At 68.8% G+C, this 19,966-nt stretch carries 19 protein-coding genes and 1 tRNA gene; 15 read left to right on the forward strand and 5 right to left on the reverse strand.

Annotated elements, in window-relative coordinates; genetic code table 11:
- Window positions 1–10: 10 nt before the first annotated feature.
- From thiC to P7A99_RS24160, 4 genes are all read left to right on the forward strand, one after another.
- A complete protein-coding gene (gene thiC / locus P7A99_RS24145; protein WP_277796260.1) occupies window positions 11–1,849 on the forward strand; it encodes a phosphomethylpyrimidine synthase ThiC in 1,839 nt (612 codons plus the stop codon).
- Window positions 1,850–2,064: 215 nt separating this feature from the next.
- Complete coding sequence (locus P7A99_RS24150) at window positions 2,065–2,226, forward strand: hypothetical protein (protein WP_277796261.1); 162 nt, start codon at window positions 2,065–2,067, stop codon at window positions 2,224–2,226.
- Window positions 2,227–2,248: 22 nt separating this feature from the next.
- Window positions 2,249–3,598 (forward strand): S41 family peptidase, encoded by a 1,350-nt coding sequence (locus P7A99_RS24155; protein ID WP_277796262.1) that lies wholly within the window; start codon window positions 2,249–2,251, stop codon window positions 3,596–3,598.
- Window positions 3,599–3,676: 78 nt separating this feature from the next.
- Window positions 3,677–4,030 (forward strand): DUF1428 domain-containing protein, encoded by a 354-nt coding sequence (locus P7A99_RS24160; protein WP_277796263.1) that lies wholly within the window; start codon window positions 3,677–3,679, stop codon window positions 4,028–4,030.
- A 3-nt stretch (window positions 4,031–4,033) separates the two neighbouring features.
- Here the strand turns inward: P7A99_RS24160 and P7A99_RS24165 are convergent, their stop codons facing one another.
- Window positions 4,034–4,363: a tetratricopeptide repeat protein gene (locus P7A99_RS24165; RefSeq protein ID WP_277796264.1), complete on the reverse strand. Its 330-nt coding sequence runs from the start codon at window positions 4,361–4,363 to the stop codon at window positions 4,034–4,036.
- 120 nt (window positions 4,364–4,483) lie between these two features.
- Here P7A99_RS24165 and P7A99_RS24170 point away from each other — a divergent pair, with 120 nt between their 5' ends.
- Together P7A99_RS24170 and P7A99_RS24175 are read left to right on the forward strand one after the other, a co-directional pair.
- Entirely contained in the window at window positions 4,484–4,903 is a 420-nt protein-coding gene (locus P7A99_RS24170; protein ID WP_277796265.1) for a hypothetical protein, read from the forward strand.
- 69 nt (window positions 4,904–4,972) lie between these two features.
- Complete coding sequence (locus P7A99_RS24175; RefSeq protein ID WP_277796266.1) at window positions 4,973–5,365, forward strand: hypothetical protein; 393 nt, start codon at window positions 4,973–4,975, stop codon at window positions 5,363–5,365.
- A 250-nt stretch (window positions 5,366–5,615) separates the two neighbouring features.
- Here the strand turns inward: P7A99_RS24175 and msrB are convergent, their stop codons facing one another.
- On the reverse strand, window positions 5,616–6,095 hold the full coding sequence (gene msrB, locus P7A99_RS24180; protein WP_277796267.1) for a peptide-methionine (R)-S-oxide reductase MsrB: 480 nt from the start codon (window positions 6,093–6,095) through the stop codon (window positions 5,616–5,618).
- 68 nt (window positions 6,096–6,163) lie between these two features.
- On the opposite strand from msrB, the gene P7A99_RS24185 reads away from it, so the two are divergent.
- Together P7A99_RS24185 and P7A99_RS24190 are read left to right on the forward strand one after the other, a co-directional pair.
- Window positions 6,164–6,484, forward strand: coding sequence for a heavy metal-binding domain-containing protein (locus P7A99_RS24185; protein WP_058349561.1), 321 nt, complete (start codon window positions 6,164–6,166; stop codon window positions 6,482–6,484).
- Window positions 6,484–7,062, forward strand: coding sequence for a type 1 glutamine amidotransferase family protein (locus tag P7A99_RS24190; protein WP_277796268.1), 579 nt, complete (start codon window positions 6,484–6,486; stop codon window positions 7,060–7,062). Before P7A99_RS24185 ends, P7A99_RS24190 begins: the two co-directional genes overlap by 1 nt.
- Before the next feature lie 4 nt (window positions 7,063–7,066).
- On the opposite strand, the gene P7A99_RS24195 is transcribed toward P7A99_RS24190, so the two are convergent.
- The gene (locus tag P7A99_RS24195; RefSeq protein ID WP_277796269.1) at window positions 7,067–7,528 is read right to left on the reverse strand and encodes a GlcG/HbpS family heme-binding protein; all 462 of its coding nucleotides are present in this window, start codon (window positions 7,526–7,528) and stop codon (window positions 7,067–7,069) included.
- Window positions 7,525–11,313 (reverse strand): LamG-like jellyroll fold domain-containing protein, encoded by a 3,789-nt coding sequence (locus tag P7A99_RS24200; protein ID WP_277796270.1) that lies wholly within the window; start codon window positions 11,311–11,313, stop codon window positions 7,525–7,527. Before P7A99_RS24200 ends, P7A99_RS24195 begins: the two co-directional genes overlap by 4 nt.
- Window positions 11,314–11,594: 281 nt before the next feature.
- Here P7A99_RS24200 and P7A99_RS24205 point away from each other — a divergent pair, with 281 nt between their 5' ends.
- Together P7A99_RS24205 and P7A99_RS24210 are read left to right on the forward strand one after the other, a co-directional pair.
- Window positions 11,595–13,568: an acetyl-CoA carboxylase biotin carboxylase subunit gene (locus P7A99_RS24205; protein ID WP_277796271.1), complete on the forward strand. Its 1,974-nt coding sequence runs from the start codon at window positions 11,595–11,597 to the stop codon at window positions 13,566–13,568.
- 89 nt (window positions 13,569–13,657) lie between these two features.
- Window positions 13,658–14,062, forward strand: coding sequence for a DUF805 domain-containing protein (locus P7A99_RS24210; protein ID WP_277796272.1), 405 nt, complete (start codon window positions 13,658–13,660; stop codon window positions 14,060–14,062).
- Here the strand turns inward: P7A99_RS24210 and lipB are convergent.
- Window positions 14,059–14,793 (reverse strand): lipoyl(octanoyl) transferase LipB, encoded by a 735-nt coding sequence (lipB, locus tag P7A99_RS24215; RefSeq protein ID WP_277796273.1) that lies wholly within the window; start codon window positions 14,791–14,793, stop codon window positions 14,059–14,061. The two genes, P7A99_RS24210 and lipB, sit on opposite strands and share 4 nt — an antisense overlap.
- A 12-nt stretch (window positions 14,794–14,805) precedes the next feature.
- Here lipB and P7A99_RS24220 point away from each other — a divergent pair, with 12 nt between their 5' ends.
- From P7A99_RS24220 to P7A99_RS24240, 5 genes are all read left to right on the forward strand, one after another.
- A complete protein-coding gene (locus P7A99_RS24220) occupies window positions 14,806–15,120 on the forward strand; it encodes a FliM/FliN family flagellar motor switch protein (RefSeq protein WP_101719464.1) in 315 nt (104 codons plus the stop codon).
- An 84-nt stretch (window positions 15,121–15,204) separates the two neighbouring features.
- Window positions 15,205–15,289: transfer RNA gene (locus P7A99_RS24225), tRNA-Leu, on the forward strand.
- Between the two features lie 166 nt (window positions 15,290–15,455).
- Window positions 15,456–16,898, forward strand: a complete 1,443-nt coding sequence (gene mgtE, locus P7A99_RS24230; protein ID WP_277796274.1) for a magnesium transporter — start codon at window positions 15,456–15,458, stop codon at window positions 16,896–16,898.
- Between the two features lie 263 nt (window positions 16,899–17,161).
- A complete protein-coding gene (locus P7A99_RS24235) occupies window positions 17,162–18,439 on the forward strand; it encodes a lysozyme (RefSeq protein ID WP_277796275.1) in 1,278 nt (425 codons plus the stop codon).
- A gap of 111 nt (window positions 18,440–18,550) precedes the next feature.
- Window positions 18,551–19,711, forward strand: coding sequence for an isovaleryl-CoA dehydrogenase (locus P7A99_RS24240; RefSeq protein ID WP_277796276.1), 1,161 nt, complete (start codon window positions 18,551–18,553; stop codon window positions 19,709–19,711).
- Window positions 19,712–19,966: the final 255 nt, after the last annotated feature.

Genomic DNA, 19,966 nt, shown 5'->3' on the forward strand with positions numbered 1-19,966 from the left:
AGCCCGCAACATGAACGCTCAAACCCCCATCGTTCCGGCGACGGACAACGTCGCCACCGGCCCCGTGCCGGGATCGCGCAAGGTCTACCAGGCCGGCGAGATCTTCCCCGACATCCGCGTGCCGTTCCGCGAGGTGGCCGTCCACCCGTCGGCCAACGAGCCGCCGGTGACGATCTACGACCCGTCCGGTCCCTATACCGACCCGAACGCGATCATCGACATCGCCAAGGGCCTGGACCGCGCCCGCGACGCCTGGGTGGTCGCCCGCGGCGACGTCGAGGTGGTGGCCAACCCGCGTGAAGTGAAGCCCGAGGACAACGGCTTCGCCCAGGGCAAGCACCTGGCCCCGCAGTTCCCCGACAACGGGCGCAAGATCTTCCGCGGCACGCAAGGCAAGCTGGTCACCCAGCTGGAATACGCCCGCGCCGGCATCATCACCGCCGAGATGGAATATGTCGCCATCCGCGAGAACCTGCGCCGCGAGCAGACCCGTCCCTGCGTGCGCGACGGCGAGGACTTCGGCGCCAGCATCCCCGACTTCGTGACGCCCGAGTTCGTGCGCCAGGAAGTGGCCCGCGGCCGCGCCATTATCCCGGCCAACATCAACCACGGCGAACTGGAGCCGATGGCCATCGGCCGCAACTTCCTGGTCAAGATCAACGCCAACATCGGCAACTCGGCCGTGCTCGGCACCGTCGCCGAGGAAGTCGACAAGATGGTCTGGGCTACCCGCTGGGGCGCTGACACCGTCATGGACCTGTCGACGGGCCGCAACATCCACAACATCCGCGACTGGATCATCCGCAACAGCGCCGTGCCGATCGGCACTGTTCCGATCTATCAGGCGCTGGAGAAGGTCGGCGGCGTGGCCGAGGACCTGAACTGGGAAGTCTTCCGCGACACCCTGATCGAGCAGGCCGAGCAGGGCGTCGACTACTTCACGATCCACGCCGGCGTGCGTCTGCCGTTCGTGCCGATGACGGCCAAGCGCGTCACCGGCATCGTCTCGCGCGGCGGCTCGATCATGGCCAAGTGGTGCCTGGCCCACCACAAGGAGAACTTCCTCTACGAGCGCTTCGACGAGATCTGCGAGATCATGCGCGCCTACGACGTGTCGTTCAGCTTGGGCGACGGTCTGCGTCCGGGCTCGACCGCCGACGCCAACGACGAGGCTCAGTTCTCCGAGCTGCGCACCCTGGGCGAACTGACCAAGGTGGCCTGGAACCACGGCGTGCAGGTGATGATCGAAGGGCCGGGTCACGTGGCCATGCACAAGATCAAGGCCAACATGGAAGAGCAGCTCAAGCACTGCCACGAGGCCCCCTTCTACACGCTTGGTCCGTTGACCACCGACATCGCCCCTGGCTACGACCACATCACCTCGGCGATCGGCGCGGCCATGATCGGCTGGTTCGGCACGGCGATGCTCTGCTACGTCACCCCCAAGGAGCACCTGGGCCTGCCCGACCGCAACGACGTGAAGGTCGGCGTGGTCACCTACAAGCTGGCCGCCCACGCCGCCGACTTGGCCAAGGGCCACCCGGGCGCCTCTATGCGCGACGACGCCATCAGCCGCGCGCGGTTCGAGTTCCGCTGGGAGGACCAGTTCAACCTCGGCCTCGACCCCGAGACCGCCCAGGCCTTCCACGACGAGACCCTGCCCAAGGAGGCGCACAAGACCGCGCACTTCTGCTCGATGTGCGGCCCGAAGTTCTGCTCGATGAAGATCAGCCAGGAAGTCCGCGACTTCGCCGCCGCCCAGGCGCCGAACACGGCCGAGCTGGGCATGGCCGAGATGAGCGAGAAGTTCCGCGAGCAGGGGTCGGAAATCTACCTGAAGACGGAATAGGCGCGGCTTCCCAAAAGTCGCTCTTGCGATGAAGCTGGCGGGGCTCGGTTCTTGGGAACCGGGCCCTTGTCATGTGGAGGCTGAACCGGGCTGGACCTCACGACCGTTCCCAAATCCGTTCCTCCCCGCGACGGCGGGGAAACTCGGCGAGAGATGTGACCCTACTGGCGATGCCCCGTGTGGCTAGGGTTTGCGAGACCTGCTAGCCTCACTTCATGAACCAACGCGCGGACATCAAGCTCGTGGAGGAAGCCTTGAAGGAGGCTGACTGGAAGGCGCGTCACGGTACGCGTGAGGAGCGCTCGGGCAAGTTTCTGGGGAAGCAGGCGGCGGTCGAGAAAGCGGTCGCGGTGCTTCAAAAGAAATCCGGCGACTGATCCCTGACTATCGGGGGGGGGCATGAAGGTTCTGGCCGGCTTCAGTCTAATCGCGGGGCTGCTCCATGCCGCGCCTGTCGTAGCGGCGCGGGCCGATTTCCGTCCTACCGTCGAAACGGGAGCCGTCGCCAAGCCCCTCCAAGGCGTCTGGCGCTCTCGCGGTTACGGCTGGGTCGTGCGGTTCGACGCCTCCGGTTCCAGCCTCTACCACCTGGCCGGCGACGACTGCTGGCGCGATCCTCGCCCCGAGGCCGATCCCGACGGCGTGCTGAAGCTGTGGCGGCCGGTCGGCGGCGCGATCGAGACGGCGGGCGGGGCCGATGGCACGGTCTATCGCTTCGATCGGCTCAAGGCCCTGCCGGCCGCCTGTTCGACGGTGCGGCCATGGACGTTTGAGCGGACCCTTGCCGTCGTCGCCGACACCTTCCAGGCCTACTACCCGCTCTCCAGCGAGCGCGGCCTCGACTGGGGCGCCCGGAGGCGCGCGGCCTTCGCGACCCTGGGCGAGGCGCCCGACGACATGGCGCTGTGGAAAGCGCTGGACGTGCTGCTGCGCGGGACCAACGACGCACACGTGGCGCTGGACGGGATCGTTGGCGGTCGGCCGCGCACCCGGCGGCTGGGCGAGGCGGCGGCGCTGGTGCGGGCCAAGGCCGCGCCGGGCGGCGAGGCGGCCCGGGCGCGGGCCTGGCGGGCCGACGTGCTGGCCGCGCCGCTGGGCGTGCGTGAAGCGGCCAGCGGGCGGATCCTGTGGGGCCGCCAGGGCGAGGTCGGCTATCTGGCCGTGATGGCGATGGGGGGCTTCGACCCGCCGGCGGGCGACGACGAAATGGCTCTGCTCGACGCCACGCTGGACGAGGCCATGACCGCCTTCGTCGGCGCCAAGGCGGTGATCGTCGATGTGAGCGACAACCGGGGCGGCTACGACGTCATCGCTCGCCGGATCGCCGCCCGCTTCGCCGATCGTCGGCGAGAGATCGGGTCGAAGGTCGCGGTGGGCGGGGACGGCGTCGCCCAGGCGCTGTTCATCGCCCCGTCGGACCGCCCTCGCTATCTAGGCCCCGTCTGGCTGCTGACCAGCCAGGTCACGGTCAGCGCCGGCGAGACCTTCGTCCTGTCGATGCGGGCGCTGCCCAATGTGAGCCAGGCGGGGGAGGCGACGCGCGGCGCGCTGTCCGACCAACTGCAGAAGCCCTTGCCGAACGGCTGGCGCTTCGCCCTGCCGGCCGAGGTCCACCGCGACGCCGACGGCAAGGTGGTGGAGGGCGAGGGTGTCGTTCCCCCGGCGCCGCTGCCGGTCTTTCCGCCCGATGACCCGGAAGGTCACGCCAAGGCGCTGGATCGCCTGCTGGCCCTGATCGGCGGGGGCTGAATTTTTTCGTGGCCCCCCTGTCGGCTTTCTCCGCGTTGGAACGTCCTAGGGGCGCAACAACGATCCAGGGAGGATCCCATGACCTATGTCGACGGTTTCGTGGTCGCCGTGCCCAAGGCCAATGTCGAGCGCTACAAGGAGATGGCCACCCTGGCCGGCACGATCTGGATGGAGCTGGGCGCGCTGTCCTATGTCGAGGCCATCGCCGACGACGTGCCCTACGGCGAGCTGACCTCGTTCCCCCGCGCCGTCCAGTTGAAGGACGACGAGGTGACGGTGTTCTCGTGGATCACCTATGACAGCAAGGCCAAGCGCGACGAGGTGATGGCCAAGGTCATGGAGGACGAGCGCCTCAAGCCGTACATGAACGACATGCCCTTCGACGGGAAACGCATGATCTTCGGCGGCTTCGAGAGCCTGGTGGAGTACTGAGGCCTACTGGGGCTTCACGGCCTCGGCGCCGGTCACGATCTTCACGTCCATGGCCTGCGCTCCCGCACGAAGCTTGGCGATGTAGTCCAGCTCGTGCTTGGCGCCGGCGTGATCCGGCTCGGCCTCCAGCGAAGCCCTGTAGGATTCCTCGGCTTCGTCGAGGCGACCGAGCTCGATCAGGCTGAACCCGCGCGAGCGCATCAGCCGCGCCTTGCTCAGGTCGTCGGAGATCAAGAGCGTGCTGAAGTGCGCGAAGGCGCCGTCGTACAGGGCCAGAGCGTCGGCGTGCCGCTTCAGCGCGGTCAGCGCCATGCCCTTTTCGGTGACGAGCATGAAGTTGTCGGGCTCCCCCGGTGAAGCTCCAGGCTAGGCCATGCTTGTGGCGATGCAAGCAAAGGGTGCGGTCGTGGAGGCTGCATGCCAAGGCTATGGGGTGGCGGAACGGCGGCCGCCATGCCGCATTCCATGGTCATGCTCGAACTCGTTCTCGACCTCTGCAATCTCGTCGGCGGCTTCCTGCTGGCGATCGGCCTGCTGGTCCTTGTGCCGAGGGCCGGCGACGACCTGGCGCGGTTCGCCGCGCGCATGGCGCCGTTCGGCTGGATCGTCGGGATCGCGGCCCTGGTCTGCGGCGGTTACTTCCTGATCGTGCACCTCGTCTCGGGGCCGCACGTCTTCCATTTCGAGATCGTCGGCCTCGCCGTCGGGGTCCTGCTGCTGTGGGACCGCCTGCGGGCGGGTGCATTGGCCCGAAGGCTGGGCGGATCGGGCCAGCTGCCGACCAGCGGTTCGCAAGGCGCGGGACTGGTCTTGGCGATCTTCGGGATCATCGCCATGATCGTCGGGTTGCAGGGTCTGCTGACGCCCGATTGACGGGTAACGACCGCTTAAGGGGCGAGGCGCAGACTCAGCGGCAAGCACGATGCGGTCAGGGAGGCCGTCATGTCGTCCACCGTCACGTCCAGCACGCGTCGCTTCAGCGACCATTTCGAGCCGCAGGACATAGATCCGCAGGAACAGCGGCGGCTGCGCGGCCACCTGGAGCAGATCGACTACACAGCCTTCGTCTCCAATCGCGAGATCATGGCCCAGGCCCTGGGGCGGCTCGACGCGGGCCATTTCCAGAAGCTGGCCGTGACCACGGCCCAGGCGCGGGCGCGCTGGGCGGCCATGGCCCTGTCCATCGGCCAGTCGGGCCGCGCGCCCGATGCGGCCGAGGTCGAGAAGCTGGCCGCCTTGCGCCAGGCCTATGACGAACTGACCGCCGCCTATGAGGCCCTGCGCAGGATGGTCGAGCGCGGCTATGTCGCCTATGGGCTCGCCGCCTCGTCCTGATCTTTTGAAAACGGGTTCGCGTCGGGAGAAGGTTGGGGGGAAGGGGCCTCCTCCCGACGCGTCCGCCATGGAGCGCCGCAACCCTGCCGGAGGTTGTGCGCGGGCGGTTCGGGCCGTCGCCTAGGGAGCGCCGTCCGAGCGAGTCGCCGCACCTGCGGCCTCGGATCGAATGTGCTCTTTATAGTTGTGCCCAGCAATCCATTTTTTCCACCGAGGGTCGAATTTCCCTAAAGGAAAGCTTGGCCGTGCGTCAGGGCAGGCGATCGCCGCGGTGCAGCGGGTCGGGCAGGGGATCGCCAGCCTTCACGAACTGCAGCGACACCGAGTTGATGCAGTAGCGCAACCGGGTCGGCGCCGGACCGTCGGGGAAGACGTGGCCCTGGTGGCTGTCGCAGCGGGCGCAGCGGGTCTCGATGCGGACCATGCCGTAGGAGGTGTCGCGCACCGCCCTGACGTGCTCCTCGTCGAACGGCGCGTAGAAGCTGGGCCAGCCGGTGCCGCTCTCGAACTTGGTCTCGTGCTTGAACAGCGGCAGGCCGCACAGCCGGCAGCCGTAGACGCCGGGGCTTTTCTCGCCCAGCAGGCCGCCGCAGAACGGCGCTTCGGTGCCGTGGTGCAGCAGGACGCGGGCCTCTTCGGCGGTCAGGTCGCCTTCCAGGCGCTCGCGCTCGGCTTCTGTGGGCGGGGTCAGGTCGAAACCTGTGGAAGAGAGGGTGGCGGCTTGGGTCATGCGTGCCAATCTAGGGGCTCGCACGGCTCGCCGGTAGGGCGCGCCGCATCAAGGGACGGGAACCTGGCATGATCACCTCGACCACTCCGTACGTCGCCGAGCGCGAGACCGTGGCCACCCTGGGGGTCGTCTCGGGCGAGGCGATCATCGGCGCGCACATCTTCCGCGACCTGTTCGCCGGCATCACCAACATCATCGGCGGTCGCGCCGGCGGCTACGAAAAGGCCCTGCGCGAGGCGCGCGACATCGCCCTGCAGGAAATGATCGACGAGGCCCGCCGCCAGGGCGCCGACGCCGTGGTCGGCGTTGACCTCGACTACGAGGCCCTCGGCGCCGACAACGGCATGCTGATGGTCACCGCCGCCGGCACTGCCGTGAAGCTGCGCTGATGACCATCGCCGTCGCCTTCCTCCAGCCGGGCTGGGCCGACTGGGAAGCCGGTCCCGTGCTGGCGTCCTTGCGTGAGTATTTCGGCGTCCAGATCGAGATCGCCACCCCGAGCGGTGATCCGGAGACCTCGATCGGCGGGATCCTGGCCGCCGCCGACTACCGGTTTGACGATCCGGTGCTGTCGGACGCCGACGCCTATCTGCTGATCGGCTCGGAGGCCTGGCAGGGTTACGAGAACGACGCGGTGTTCAGCCTGCTGCGGCAGGCCCATGCCGACGGCAAGATCGTCGCCGGCATCTGCGGCGCGACCATCGCCCTGGCCAAGGCCGGCCTGCTGGCCGGCAAGGCCCACACCTCCAACGGCAAGGACTGGCTGGCCGAGCAGGCTCCCGGCTACGCCGGCGCCGAGGGCTATGTCGAAAGCCCCCGGGCGGTGGTCGACGGCAGGATCGTCACCGCCGCCGGCTCGGCCCCGGTCACCTTCTCGGCCGAGGTCACCCGGCTGATCGCGCCTGAGGCTTCGGAGCGCCTCGACGGCTACGTGGCGATGTTCGCCCGCGAGTTCGGCGAGGGCTGAGGCCTCACTTCACCGCCGCCGCGCCCGCCCGGGCCAGGACGCCGTCCTGCTCGGGCGTGGCGCCGGCCACGCCGACCGCCCCGACGATCCTGCCCTCGACCATCAATAGCTCGCCGCCCTCGATGGCCAGGGCGCCGTTGGAGATGGCGTTGAGGTTGCCGCCCTTGACCGCGTCCTGGAACGCCTTGGTCGGGCGGCGATAGGCGGTGGCGGTCTCGGCCTTGCGGCGCGAGACCTCGGGGGCCGAGTACGAGGCCCCGTCCATCTTCCAGACCAGCACCGGCGCGCCGTTCGGCTCGACCACGGTGATGGTCACGGCGACGCCCGTCTTGGCCGCCTCGGCTTCGGCGGCGGCCGCCACGGCCTTGGCCTCCTTCAGCGTGACGTTGCGGCCGTAGGGCTCGGCGGCGTTCGCAGACGAAGCCAGAGCCAGCAGGCCGGAGGCGATCAGAGCTTTACGGATCATGGCAGCTTCACCTCGTCGTTGAGGGCGGTGATCTGTGGCTGGTCGCTGACGATGCGCAGCCGCAGTTCCGACGGCTTGGCGCCGGCCGGGATCTTCAGGCGGGCGGTGTGGACCTTGGGCGTGAGGTCCTTCGGCGCGGCCAGGGCCGGCACGGCGGCGCTGGCCAGCACCTTGCCGCTCGCGTCGACCAGCTCCAGCCTCGAGGCGCTGGCGTCCTGGGCCCCCAGGCTGTGCACCTTGGCCGTGATCGCCGAGCCCTTCACCGTCACGTCGCCGCGGCCGATGCCCAGGTCCGCCCGTTGCGAGGGGTCATCGCCCGGCGTGGCGAGAGCCATGTCGATGATCGTAGTCTGGCCCGGTTGCAGCACGACGCTGACGGCCTTGGTGCGCTCGAAGGCGACCTGCCGCGTCTCGCCGCTGCCGTCGATCGCGTCGTCGCCCGTGGTGTCGAGCCCCTGGGTCAGCGTCCACTGGCCAGGCGCGACCATCCAGCCGGTCATGGTTGCGGTCACCGGCTTGTCCGACAGGTTGTAGGCCACGACCTTGAAGCCCTTGGCCGTGCCGTCCTTGACCAGGATCGCCACGTCCTCGCCTTTCGCGCCGTTCTCGAAGCGCCAGCTGACGATGTGGCCCGGGTTCATCTGGCCGCGCTTGTTGGCGATGCCGCCCAGGCGCGAGCGTTGCAGCACGTCGGACGGGATCTCCACCCGGTCCGACCACCAGTGGCCTTCGGTGTGCATGTACATGTGCTGGTCGGCCCACTGGATCTCGTCGGCATAGGCCTTTTCGAGCCAGGTCTTGTCGCCGGTCAGGCTCCAGGCGGCGAAGCGTTCCATGGCCCCGCCCTTGGCGGCCGACTTGACGATGGCCCCCTTGTTGGCCTCGGCCAGGCCCAGCATCGACAGGGCGTTGTCGTTGAGGTCGTTCAGCGATTTGACGCCGTTCTTGCCCATCCGCCACTGGATCGGGGCCAGGTATTTGGCGTCGCCGGTCCAGCGCCAGGCCTGCCAGAAGATCTGGAACGGCCCGCTGGCGCCCGAACCCTGCAGCACCGTGCCGCCGCGCTCGGCGTCGGTGCGCCAGTTGATCTCGTTGGGATAGGAGCCATCGGGCCGCACGTGCGCCAGATAGCCGTCGGCCAGGCCCAGCACGATGTCGCGGGCGGTCTGGTCGCGGTTGTAGTCGCCGATCAGGATCGCCGGGTGCACGACGCCGAACGAGTAGGGCTTCTGCCACTCCCACGGACCTTCGCGGTACGAGATCGAGCCGCTGTACCAGTTGGTGTTGAAGTGGACGTGGCCGGCCGGGTTCTTGTCGATGATCCCCGGCAGGGCCTTCACCGTCGTGAACAGCCGCTCGACGGCGAGGGGATCGCCATAGTCGAGATACATCGCCTCGCTGTTGGAGTTGATGCCCTCTTCGTAGGCGTGCAGCTCGTCCGTCGCGATGGTCGACAGGCCGTTCGTGAACATGCCGTTGCGGTAGACCGCGTCGGTCAAGAGGTTCAGCGAGCCCTTCACCTTGTCGGGATCGACGCCCATCAGGGCCAGGCCCGGCCATTGCTGCAGGAGGTCGGTGTCGTCCGACAGGCCGCCGCCGAAGTCGCCGTAGGGGACCTGGCGCTCGTCGATCCACCAGTTGATGAACTTGGCGACGCGCTTGAGGTCCTCGGTCTGGCGGAAGGCCCACAGCGGCACGCCGTCCGGCGCCTTGGGCTGCTCGAAGGCCGGCCAGCCCTGGCTGCCATAGGTGATGTCGCCCCAGTACTCGCGGCCTTCCTTGTGGTCGGGATCCACGCGGAGCAGGTCGGAGATGTCGGCATAGAGGCGGCGATAGAGGCCCTGGCGCTTGGAGGTGGTGTGTTCCTCCACCAGGAAGGCCCAGTTGTCCTTCACCTGGTTGAAGCGGTCGGCCACATGCTCGGCCTTGGCCTCCTCGCGGGCCTTGAACACCAGCCGCACCTTGGCGCCGTCCAGGGCCTTGGGACCGAATTCGGCGCTGTCGGCGGCGATGGTCAGGTAGAGGCTGTCGGCCGTCAGGATCCGGTCGCGCAAATCGAGCCACAGGGTGCGAGCCTCGCCGGCCTTCACCGAGACCGAGACGTCGATCATGTTGCGGCCCGGCCAGATCGGGTCCTTGACCTGGATGTTTAGCGGGATCGTCGCTCCGGCCGGCCCCGGCAGGGCGGGGATGTCCAGCGCGATCCCGTCCAGGCCGTCGCGGGCGTTCTCCCAGCCATAGGCCCAGTTGCGGGCCAGGGCTTGCGCGGCCGGCGCGTCGCCGAAGCCCGACGGGATCATCACGTGGACGATCGGCAGGCCCTTGGCCGTCAGGTCGGCGGCCGGGCGCTTGCGCTGCGGGGCGGCGTCAGGGATCGCCACCACCGTCGCCCGCTCGCCGGCCGGGAAGCGCCCGGCGACATAGGCGTTGAGATCGGAGAGGTTCAGATAGTCCGGCGCTACGTCGGCGCGGACGGTGTAGCTCATCTTGAAGACGCCCTCGGGCTCCTTGCCCGACGAGACGTCATAGGCCCAGAGCTCCTGGATCGGGGTTTCCTGGTCGGTGTTGGTGAAGGTCAGCACGCCGCCCTTCAGCGGCTGGGCCAGGGTGGTCACCGAGCGGTAGAGGCCCTTGGGCCGCGCGCCGATCTTCGTGCCCTTATCGCCAGGCTTCGCCGCCCAGGTCAGGTCGCCATAGGCCGTGCCCTGGATCTCCAGGCGGCTGATCGGCTCGTCGGGCAGGGCCAGGGTCAGGGCCTTGCCGCCCTCGACATAGGTGTTCCAGTCCGGCAGCGGGAAATAGTCGTCGCGGCCTTCCAGGCGCGAGCGGTTGTAGACCCCGGGCCAGGTGGTCTCGGGGATGCCATCGTTGGCCCGCCACATCCATTCCTTGATGTCCTTGGCGTCGGTGAACTCGACCTTGCGGATGCGGGTGGCCGCATCGGTCAGCAGGGGCGGGGCCTCGCCCGTCCAGCCGTGGCTCAGGCGCCAGGCCGCGCGGGTCGCCGGATCGTCCAGCGTCGGGACCGGGGCGGCGGCGCCCGGCGCCTCGTTGCGGGCCAGGGCGGCGACGCCGGCGGCGTCCAGCGCGCGATCGTAGACGCGGATCTCGTCCAGGTCGCCGCCGCGCAGGAAGTTGTAGCGGCTCTGCACCTGGTGCGGGGCGATCACCCGGCCGGCGATGCCGAACTGATCCAGGCCCGCGTCATAGACCCGCTTGGCTTCCTTCTTGGCCACGGCCTTGCCGTCGGCGAACAGCTGCACGCCGGTCTGCTCGTCCCAGGTGAAGGCCAGATGCGTCCAGGCGTCGGCGGCCGGCGGCTTGTCCAGCTTGAACGAGACGCGGGTGCGCGCCAGGCCGTTGTCGGTGACGAAGGCGTCGAAGCCGTGGCCGTTCCAGTCAACGCGCAGGAACGCCATGTCCCAGCTGGTGTGGTCGGCGTAACCGACGCGGAAGATCACGAACGGCGCGACCCCTACCGGATAGCCCGAGCGCCAGAAGAACGACAGCGTGCCGCGCTGGGCCTGGATGTTGCCCGGCGCGTTCCAGGCCAGGATGCCGTCGTCCTGGGCCGACAGGGCCGGGCCGGCCTTGCCGGTGGGGATCACCGCCACCTTGTCGGCGAAGTTGGGGACGGCGTCGCCGGCCGCGTAGTCGGCCTTCAGGCCCTTGTCGCCGGAGACGTGGAAGAGGAGGGCGGGTTCTGCCGGAGCGGCCGCCGCGGCCGCGCCGGCGACGGTGAGAACCGAAAAGGCCGAGGCCAGAAAAAGCGCCTGCTTCACCACGCGTCACTCCCTAGTCGTTCTTATTGGAAACCGGTGTCATGGTTCCTGCGACGCTTTTAGCGTGAGCGGCCCGCGTTGCAAACCGGCCTTGGCCTGTTACGCCTAGAGGAGCCGAGACGCTCCCCCTGAAGGGGGAGCTGTCGGCGAAGCCGACTGAGGGGGAAGTGATTGCGGCGTCAGCAGATGCGTTGGCGTCAGCAGATACTTCCCCCTCCGGCCCTCCGGGCCACCTCCCCCTTCGGGGAGAGGGTCTGAAACGAGCCAGGGACGGACCGCCGCCGATGTTCAACAAGATCCTGATCGCCAACCGGGGCGAGATCGCGGTGAGGGTGATCAAGACGTGCCGCCGGCTGGGGATCGCCACGGTGGTGGTCTATTCGGACGCCGACGCCGACAGCCTGGCGGTGGAGATGGCCGACGAGGCCGTGCACATCGGCGCCGCGCCGGCCGCGCAGAGCTATCTGGTGGCCGACAAGATCATCGCCGCCTGCAAGCAGACCGGCGCGCAAGCCGTGCATCCAGGCTTTGGGTTTCTTTCCGAGAAGGCCGAGTTTGCTCAACGCTGCGCCGACGAGGGCATCGTCTTCATCGGCCCCAACCCCGGCGCGATCAGCGCCATGGGCGACAAGATCGAGAGCAAGAAGTTCGCCGCGGCGGCGGGGGTCAGTTGCGTGCCGGGCCATATCGGCGAGATCGCCGACACCGCCGAGGCGCTGACGGTCTCCGAGACCATCGGCTATCCGGTGATGATCAAGGCCTCGGCCGGCGGCGGCGGCAAGGGCATCCGGGTCGCCTGGAGCCGCCAGGACGTCGAGGAAGGCTTCCCGGCCGTGCGGGCCGAGGCGGCCGGCGCCTTCGGCGACGACCGCATCTTCATCGAGAAGTTCATCGAAAGCCCGCGCCACATCGAGATCCAGGTGCTGGGCGACAAGCACGGGAACGTCGTCCACCTCTTCGAGCGCGAATGCTCGATCCAGCGGCGAAACCAGAAGGTCATCGAGGAAGCGCCGTCGCCGTTGCTCGATCCAGAGACCCGCGCGGCCATGGGCGCCCAGGCCGTGGCTCTCGCCAAGGCGGTGAATTACGACAGCGCCGGCACCGTCGAGTTCGTCGCCGGCCAGGACAGGAGCTTCTACTTCCTGGAGATGAACACCCGCCTGCAGGTCGAGCATCCGGTCACCGAACTGATCACCGGCCTTGACCTGGTCGAGCAGATGATCCGCTCGGCGGCGGGGGAAAAGCTCGCCTTCGGCCAGGACGATCTGGCCATCAACGGCTGGGCGATCGAGAGCCGGATCTACGCCGAGGATCCCTACCGCAAGTTCCTGCCCAGCATCGGCCGCCTGGTCCGCTACGCCCCGCCCGCCGAGGGCGAGAAGGGCGCGTACACCGTGCGCAACGACGCCGGCGTGCGCGAGGGCGACGAGATCTCGATGTACTACGACCCGATGATCTCCAAGCTCTGCACCTGGGCCCCGACCCGCATCGAGGCGGTTCAAGGCATGGCCCGGGCGCTGGAGGACTTCCACATCGAGGGGCCGGGCCACAACGTGCCTTTCCTGGCCGCGGTGATGGACCAGGACCGCTTCGTCGCCGGGGAACTGGCCACCAGCTACATCAAGGACGAGTTCCCCGACGGCTTCTCGGGGACTGAGCCCACCGCTTTCCAGGCCGACCTGCTGACCGCCGTCGGCTGCGCCATGCAGCGTATTCAGGCCCAGCGACTGGGCCGAGCCCGCAGCGACTGGACCGTGGTGGTCGGCCACGGCAAGCAGCGGGTGCATCTGTCCGGCGAAGGCTCCAGCCTGACCGTCGACCTGCTCGACGAGGGCCGGTCCCTGCAACTGACCGACATCGCCTGGCGGCCGGGCCTGCCGACCTTCCGCGGCGTGCTCGATGGAACCGCCTTCACGGCCGAGGTCGCCCCGGCCCCCGAGGGCTTCGTCATCCGCCACCGCGCCGCCAAGGCCCGGGTGCTGGTGCTGACCGCCCGCAGCGCCGAGCTGCACGACAAGCTGCCCGCCAAGGCCCCGGCCGACACCTCCAAGCTGGTGCTCTCGCCGATGCCGGGCCTTGTCGTCTCGATGGACGTCGCGGTCGGCCAGACGGTGCGCGAAGGCGAGGTCGTCTGCGTGCTCGAGGCCATGAAGATGCAGAACATCCTGCGCGCCGAGCGCGACGCCGTCGTCAAGACCGTCAACGCCAGGCCCGGCGACCCCGTCGCCGCCGACCAGGTGCTGGTGGAGTTCGGCTAGCGTTTCGCCTGAGGGTGTGACCGCGCCGCGACTTCCGCTCGCGCTCGCCTGCGCCTAGTTTCCGCACCAAGAGAGTCGCGGAGCCTTAGATGAACGGTCGGATCGATTGGGCGGAGCTGTTCCTGTCCTCCACGGGCAGGCTGGCGCGCGCGCCGTTCCTGATCGCCTCGGCCGTGCTGATCGGCGTCGCCGTGCTCTACGAGGCCATCGCCGGCGACGTGCTGCGGCTGCTGACCGGCTGGCTCGTCTATACGGCCCTGCTCTACAGCGGCGCCTGCGTGCTGTCCAAGCGCCTGCACGATCGCGGACGCTCGGGCTGGTGGGCGGCGCTGGTGCTGGTGGCCCTGGTCGCCGTCTGGCCGACCCCGCAGCACTTCCTCGACTTCGTGTTCGCCCTGGTCATCGTCTGGGCGATCGTCGAGCTGGGCGTCATGGGGGGAGAGCAGGGGGCCAACCGCTACGGCCAGCCGCCCCTCAAGGCCCCTGCTATCTAGTCGCCCTGCACCGGCGGGGCCGCGTCCTCGACCGCGCCGAACACCTTGCGGAAGCTGGCCTTCAGGGCCTCGTCCGCCTCGTCCAGCGTCACCGGCAGGCCAAGGTCCACCAGACTGGTGACCCCGTGTTCCACCTGGCCGCAGGGCACGATGCCGGAGAAGTGCGACAGGTCCGGCTCCACGTTCAGGCTGATGCCGTGGAAGCTGACCCAGCGGCGCAGCTTGACGCCGATGGCGGCGATCTTGTCCTCGCGCGACCAGCCGGGGCCCTTGCGCTCGACCCAGACGCCCACGCGCCCGTCGCGCATCTCGCCGGTGACGTTGAAGGCGGACAGGGCGTCGATGATCCAGGCTTCCAGCGCTGTGACGAAAGCCCGCACGTCGCGTCCGCGCCGGGTCAGGTCGAGCATGACGTAGGCCACGCGCTGGCCGGGGCCGTGATAGGTGAACTGGCCGCCGCGCGCGCTCTCGAACACCGGGAAGCGCTCGGGCTCGAGCAGGTCGGAGGTCTTGGCCGAGACGCCGGCGGTGTAGAGCGGGGGATGCTCCAGCAGCCAGATCAGCTCGCCCGCCGCGCCGTCGGCGATGGCGGCCGCGCGGGCCTCCATGGCGGCAACGGCTGCCGGGTAGGGCACGTAGCCGGTCGAAACCGCCCACCCCGCCGGGGCGCCGTCGGAGCGCGACAAATCGGGAAGGCCTTTGTCTTCAAGGTTTAACGGGCGATCAAGCATGCGGCCTTAGTCTTGCATGAGCCGGGGCGCGGTCATCCCGCCGCTCGGCAACTTCAGTTCCAGGGGCCTTACTTCGTGAGCCAGGTCAACGCCGTCAATGTCGAGATCTCCGTTCTGCTCGGCCGGTCGATCCTGCCGATGCAGCAGCTGCTGCGCATGGGCCGCGGCGCGGTGATCCCTCTCGACGCCAAGACCAACGACGAGGTCTGGATCCTGGCCAACAACCACCCGATCGCCCGCGGCGAGATCCAGATCAACGACGATCGCATCGCCATCCAGGTGACCGGCCCCGCCGACGTCTACGACTACATGGCCGGCGGCGCCTGAAGTTCCCTGTGGGTTCTTCGAGATAATCCAACTCTCCTCTTCCCAAAGCCGATTCAGTTTGCTACCTGCCGCGCCTCACCACGAGCGGTCGTGGCGGAATTGGTAGACGCGCAGCGTTGAGGTCGCTGTGGGGCAACCCGTGGAAGTTCGAGTCTTCTCGACCGCACCAGGTGAACTTGCGTAGAGCGCGGCAGGCTTCGGTTTCCGAATCGCCTTCCGCGCTCTAACCATTTTTCGGCCAAGGTTTGGGAGCAACCGCCCGCCAAGCTTCGGCTTTCAATCATTCGGATCACGCGCGCGCAGCTCAAGCCTCGCCTAAAGTTCAGGAGGTCCCCATGACCCGGGAAAACGCCGACCTGAGCGAAGACGCGCGCCACGCCCTGTCCATTCCCGAGCCGGAAGTCGTCGAGGACCTCGAGGATCTGGCGCTTGGCGACGACTACGCCCTCAAGCCCGACTATGTGGAGATGGTGGTCGACGCGGCCGATCGCGGCGACACCGCGCGCCTGTCCGAGCTGGTGGGCGCGCTGGATCCCGCCGACGTCGCCGACCTGATGGGCTTCCTGTCGGCCGCCTATCGCGAGGAGGTCATCCCCGTCCTGGCGCCCCACGCCCTGGGCGAGATCATCTCCGAGCTGGAGGACAACATCCGCGAGGAGGTGCTGGAGGCGACCCCGTCGGTCACCCTGGCCCGCGCGCTGGAAGAGCTCGACACCGACGACGCCGCCGACGTCATCGACGACCTGGACGACACCAAGCGCTTCCAGGTGCTGGCGGCCATGGGCGAGACCGACCGGGCGGCCATCGAGACCACGCTGTCCTACGAGGACGAGACCGCCGGCCGCCTGATGCAGCGCGAGTTCCTGGCCGCGCCGCAGTTCTGGACCGTGGGCCACACGATCGAGCACGTGCGCCAGTCGGGCGACAGCCTGCCGGAGCTGTTCTTCGACGTCTATGTGGTCGACCCCTCGTACACGCCCGTCGGCGCCCTGCCGATCAGCCTGCTGCTGACCAGCAAGCTGGAAACCCCCCTGGCCGAGATCATGGAGCCGGTGACCGAGATCACCGTCGACATGGACCAGGAGGAGGTGGCCTACATCTTCGACAAGTACCACCTGATCAGCGCCCCGGTCGTCGAGGCCGGCGGTCGGCTGGTGGGCCAGATCACCGTCGACGACATCGTCGGCGTCATCCGTGAAGAGGCGCAGGAAGACATCCTGGCGCTGGCCAACGTGTCCGACGTCGGCCGCGACGCCAGCGTGGTCGAGATCGTGCGCTCGCGCCTGCCGTGGCTGCTGCTCAACCTTCTGACGGCGACCATCTCGGTTTCGGGCATCGCGCTGTTCCAGGCCGAAATCTCCAAGCTGGTGGCCCTGGCGGTGCTGATGCCGATCGTCTCGTCGCTGGGCGGCAACGCCGGCACCCAGACGCTTGCCGTCGCGGTGCGCGCCCTGTCGAGCAAGGAGCTGACCGCGGCCAACGCCACGCGCATCGTCATGCGCGAGCTGCTGGTCGGGGTGATGAACGGCCTGACCCTGGCCGTCGTCATGGGGGCGGCGGTCTATGTGTTCTACGACAATCCCAAGCTGTCGCTGACGGTCGCCTTGGCCCTGGTGGTCAACATCTTCACCGCCGCCGTCGGCGGCATCCTCGCGCCGCTGGCCCTGGAGAAGATGGGCCGCGACCCGGCCGTGTCGTCGTCGATCTTCGTGACCTTCCTGACCGACTTCGCGGGCTTCTTCTCGGTGCTGCTCATCGCGGCGCTGCTGTTCAACTGATCGTGTCTCACCTCTCCCGTGGGGAGAGGGAGGGGCCCATGCGAAGCATGGGAGGGTGAGGGCGTAGGGACCCTGGCCGACATCCTGCTTGTTCGTGCTCGCCTTCAAACGGCGTACCCCCTCATCCTCCCATCCCGACCTTCGTCGGGACGGGCCCCTCCTTCTCCCCATGGGAGAAGTGGAAACAGGAGCGAACGGCGCCGGTCTTGCGCGGGACGAGGCGAGGGCATCCGCCCCTGTTTCAAATTGGGTCGTTTCTCGCGATGAAGCCGCGTCATCAGGTCTCCCGCGCCGCCGTCGATCTCATCAAGAGGTTCGAAGGCTATCGGCAGAAAGCCGCCCAGCTGCCCGACGGCCGCTGGACGATCGGCTACGGGCACACCCTGACCGCCCGGGGGGGCGCAACCGTCTCGGAACAGGACGCCGAGGCCCTGCTGCTCTACGACCTGATCACCGTGGCCCATGCGGTGAACGAGCATACCTACGCCCCGCTGAACCAGAACCAGTTCGACGCCCTGACCTGTTTCGCGTTCAACATCGGGACCGAGAACTTCATGCGCTCGGGCGTGCTGCGCCGGATCAACGAGGGCTCGCTGCTGCAGGCCGCCTGCGCCATGGAGATGTGGCGCAAGGCCGACTTCGAGGGCGAGCGGATCGTCATCGACGCCCTGGTGCGCCGCCGCGCCGCCGAGAAGACCCTGTTCCTGACCCCGCCCGACGGCCAGTGGGTGCCCGCGCCCAGCCCCGTGCTGCGGCCCAAGGTCGACTACGACGCCAGCTGCGCCGTTCCGAAACAGACCCCGGCGGCCGTCTCGGCCAGGCTGGAAGGCGACAAGGCCGTCGCCGAGCGCGAGGAAGGCCCCGCGCCCCTGACCCCGGCCGTCCCGGAAGAGGACGCTCCCAGCGCCAGCCAGCAGGCCGCCGCGGCCGTCAGCGCCCGCCTGGAGGCCATCCTGGCCGACGAGCCGGCGCGCCCTGCGGCCAAGCCCGTCCAGGACCTGGCCGTGCCGGAGCCTCCGCCGGCGCCCGTCGTCCCGGTTCCGGCCGCCGAGCCCGCGCCGGTGCTGCACGCGCCTGTCGACCCCGCGCCGACGCTGGAACCCTTCCGGCTGACGCCGGAAGAGCCGGTTCCGGCCCAGGCCCCGCTGTTCGTGCCCGATCCGCCGGCCGCGCCCAGCGCCCCGTCCCAGGTCGAGCCGACCCTGTTCGAGACCGCCCGCGAGCCGGCCCGCTCGCCCTTCAATCTGGGCGGCTTCTCGACCAGCGGCGCCGAGGTCGACATCCAGACCCTGGACGTGCCGCTGAACCCGCCCGAGCAGCCGGTGTTCGGCAACGGCAGCCTGCTGGTCAGCCTGGGCCTGCTGGGCCTGGCTTTGTTCGGCGGCGGGGTGCTGTGGAACCTGTCGGTAGCCTCCGATCCCGGCCTGACGGCCGTGCGCATGTTCGGCTGGGGCGCCAGCGTGATCGGCGTCATCTGCTTTGCGGTCTCGGCCTATCTGCTGCTGCGCAAGCTGGGCGGCCCCGATCTCGACGAGGAATGATCGTCGAACGCCGTGGCTGAAAGGCCGGTCGGACCCCTGATCGCCGAACAAAAGAGCATGAACGCCCGCCGGTCTCGTTGATCGGCGGGCGTTTGTGCTATGCATCCGGGCATGACGCTGCAAACCGCACCCTCGATGGACTTCGCGCTCGGCGAGACGGCCGACGCGATTCGTGAAACCACGGCCCGCTTCGCCGCCGACAAGATCGCGCCGCTGGCGGCCCGGATCGACGAGACCAACGCCTTCCCGCGCGAACTGTGGGTCCCGATGGGCGACCTTGGCCTGCACGGCATCACGGTCGAGGAAGAGTTCGGGGGCCTCGGCCTTGGTTATCTCGAGCACGTGGTGGCCATGGAGGAGATTTCCCGCGCCTCGGCCTCGGTGGGCCTGTCGTACGGCGCCCACTCCAACCTCTGCGTCAACCAGATCCGCCGCTGGGCGAGCCCTGAGCAGAAGACCCGCTACCTGCCCAAGCTGATCAGCGGCGAGCATGTCGGCTCCCTGGCGATGAGCGAGGCCGGCGCCGGCTCGGACGTCGTGTCGATGAAGCTGCGGGCCGAGCAGGTCGGCGACCGCTACGTGCTGAACGGCACCAAGTTCTGGATCACCAACGCCCCGCACGCCGACGTGCTGGTGGTCTATGCCAAGACCGGCGAGGGCAGCCGCGGCATCACCGCCTTCCTGGTCGAGAAGGGCATAAAGGGGTTCAGCGTCAGCAAGAAGCTCGACAAGATGGGCATGCGCGGCAGCGACACCGCCGAGCTGGTGTTCGAGGATTGCGAGATTCCCGAGGAGAACGTCATGGGCCCGGTGGGCGGCGGCGTGGGCGTGCTGATGAGCGGCCTCGACTACGAGCGCGCCGTGCTCTCGGCCGGCCCCCTGGGCATCATGCAGGCCTGCCTCGACTACGTGCTGCCCTATGTGCGCGACCGCAAGCAGTTCGGCCAGGCGATCGGCTCGTTCCAGCTGATGCAGGGCAAGGTCGCCGACATGTACGTGGCCCTCAACTCGGCGCGGGCTTATGTCTACGCGGTCGCTAGAGCCTGCGACGCCGGCAAGACCACCCGCTTCGATGCGGCCGGCGCGATCCTGATGGCCAGCGAGAACGCCGTGAAGGTGTCGCTGGAAGCCATCCAGGCCCTGGGCGGCGCCGGCTACACCAAGGAATGGCCGGTCGAGCGCCTGCTGCGCGACGCCAAGCTCTACGACATCGGCGCGGGGACGAACGAGATCCGCCGCTACCTGATCGGGCGGGAGCTGGTCGGGGCGTAGGACGCGCCAAGATCCTCCCCCTCTGGGGGAGGTGGCCCAAAGGGCCGGAGGGGGGGGGGTGTTTTCAGCTTCCCGCGCGCTGGCCGGATCAGCCGCTCCTCCCCCGTGAAGCGGGGGAGGGGGACCACGAAGTGGTGGAGGGGGCGAGACTGGGCGCCGCGCCGGCGGGGGGGCCCCCCCCCCCACCCCCACCAGGCGCCCCCCCCCCCCACCCCCCCAGAACGCGGGGGGAGATGCGCCACCCCAGGAGCAAAG

This window comes from Caulobacter endophyticus (assembly GCF_029543245.1).
Taxonomy (GTDB): Bacteria; Pseudomonadota; Alphaproteobacteria; order Caulobacterales; family Caulobacteraceae; genus Caulobacter; species Caulobacter endophyticus_A.

Bases quoted from the DNA above. Each gene is read 5' to 3' on its own strand.
- P7A99_RS24240 (WP_277796276.1), top strand. From the start codon at position 18,551: ATGACGCTGCAAACCGCACCCTCGATGGACTTCGCGCTCGGCGAGACG.
- P7A99_RS24175 (WP_277796266.1), top strand. From the start codon at position 4,973: ATGTCGTCCACCGTCACGTCCAGCACGCGTCGCTTCAGCGACCATTTC.
- P7A99_RS24195 (WP_277796269.1), bottom strand. From the start codon at position 7,528: ATGATCCGTAAAGCTCTGATCGCCTCCGGCCTGCTGGCTCTGGCTTCG.
- lipB (WP_277796273.1), bottom strand. From the start codon at position 14,793: ATGCTTGATCGCCCGTTAAACCTTGAAGACAAAGGCCTTCCCGATTTG.
- P7A99_RS24205 (WP_277796271.1), top strand. From the start codon at position 11,595: ATGTTCAACAAGATCCTGATCGCCAACCGGGGCGAGATCGCGGTGAGG.
- P7A99_RS24185 (WP_058349561.1), top strand. From the start codon at position 6,164: ATGATCACCTCGACCACTCCGTACGTCGCCGAGCGCGAGACCGTGGCC.
- P7A99_RS24160 (WP_277796263.1), top strand. From the start codon at position 3,677: ATGACCTATGTCGACGGTTTCGTGGTCGCCGTGCCCAAGGCCAATGTC.
- P7A99_RS24210 (WP_277796272.1), top strand. From the start codon at position 13,658: ATGAACGGTCGGATCGATTGGGCGGAGCTGTTCCTGTCCTCCACGGGC.
- P7A99_RS24155 (WP_277796262.1), top strand. From the start codon at position 2,249: ATGAAGGTTCTGGCCGGCTTCAGTCTAATCGCGGGGCTGCTCCATGCC.
- mgtE (WP_277796274.1), top strand. From the start codon at position 15,456: ATGACCCGGGAAAACGCCGACCTGAGCGAAGACGCGCGCCACGCCCTG.
- P7A99_RS24235 (WP_277796275.1), top strand. From the start codon at position 17,162: ATGAAGCCGCGTCATCAGGTCTCCCGCGCCGCCGTCGATCTCATCAAG.
- msrB (WP_277796267.1), bottom strand. From the start codon at position 6,095: ATGACCCAAGCCGCCACCCTCTCTTCCACAGGTTTCGACCTGACCCCG.
- thiC (WP_277796260.1), top strand. From the start codon at position 11: ATGAACGCTCAAACCCCCATCGTTCCGGCGACGGACAACGTCGCCACC.
- P7A99_RS24170 (WP_277796265.1), top strand. From the start codon at position 4,484: ATGCCGCATTCCATGGTCATGCTCGAACTCGTTCTCGACCTCTGCAAT.
- P7A99_RS24190 (WP_277796268.1), top strand. From the start codon at position 6,484: ATGACCATCGCCGTCGCCTTCCTCCAGCCGGGCTGGGCCGACTGGGAA.
- P7A99_RS24165 (WP_277796264.1), bottom strand. From the start codon at position 4,363: ATGCTCGTCACCGAAAAGGGCATGGCGCTGACCGCGCTGAAGCGGCAC.
- P7A99_RS24150 (WP_277796261.1), top strand. From the start codon at position 2,065: ATGAACCAACGCGCGGACATCAAGCTCGTGGAGGAAGCCTTGAAGGAG.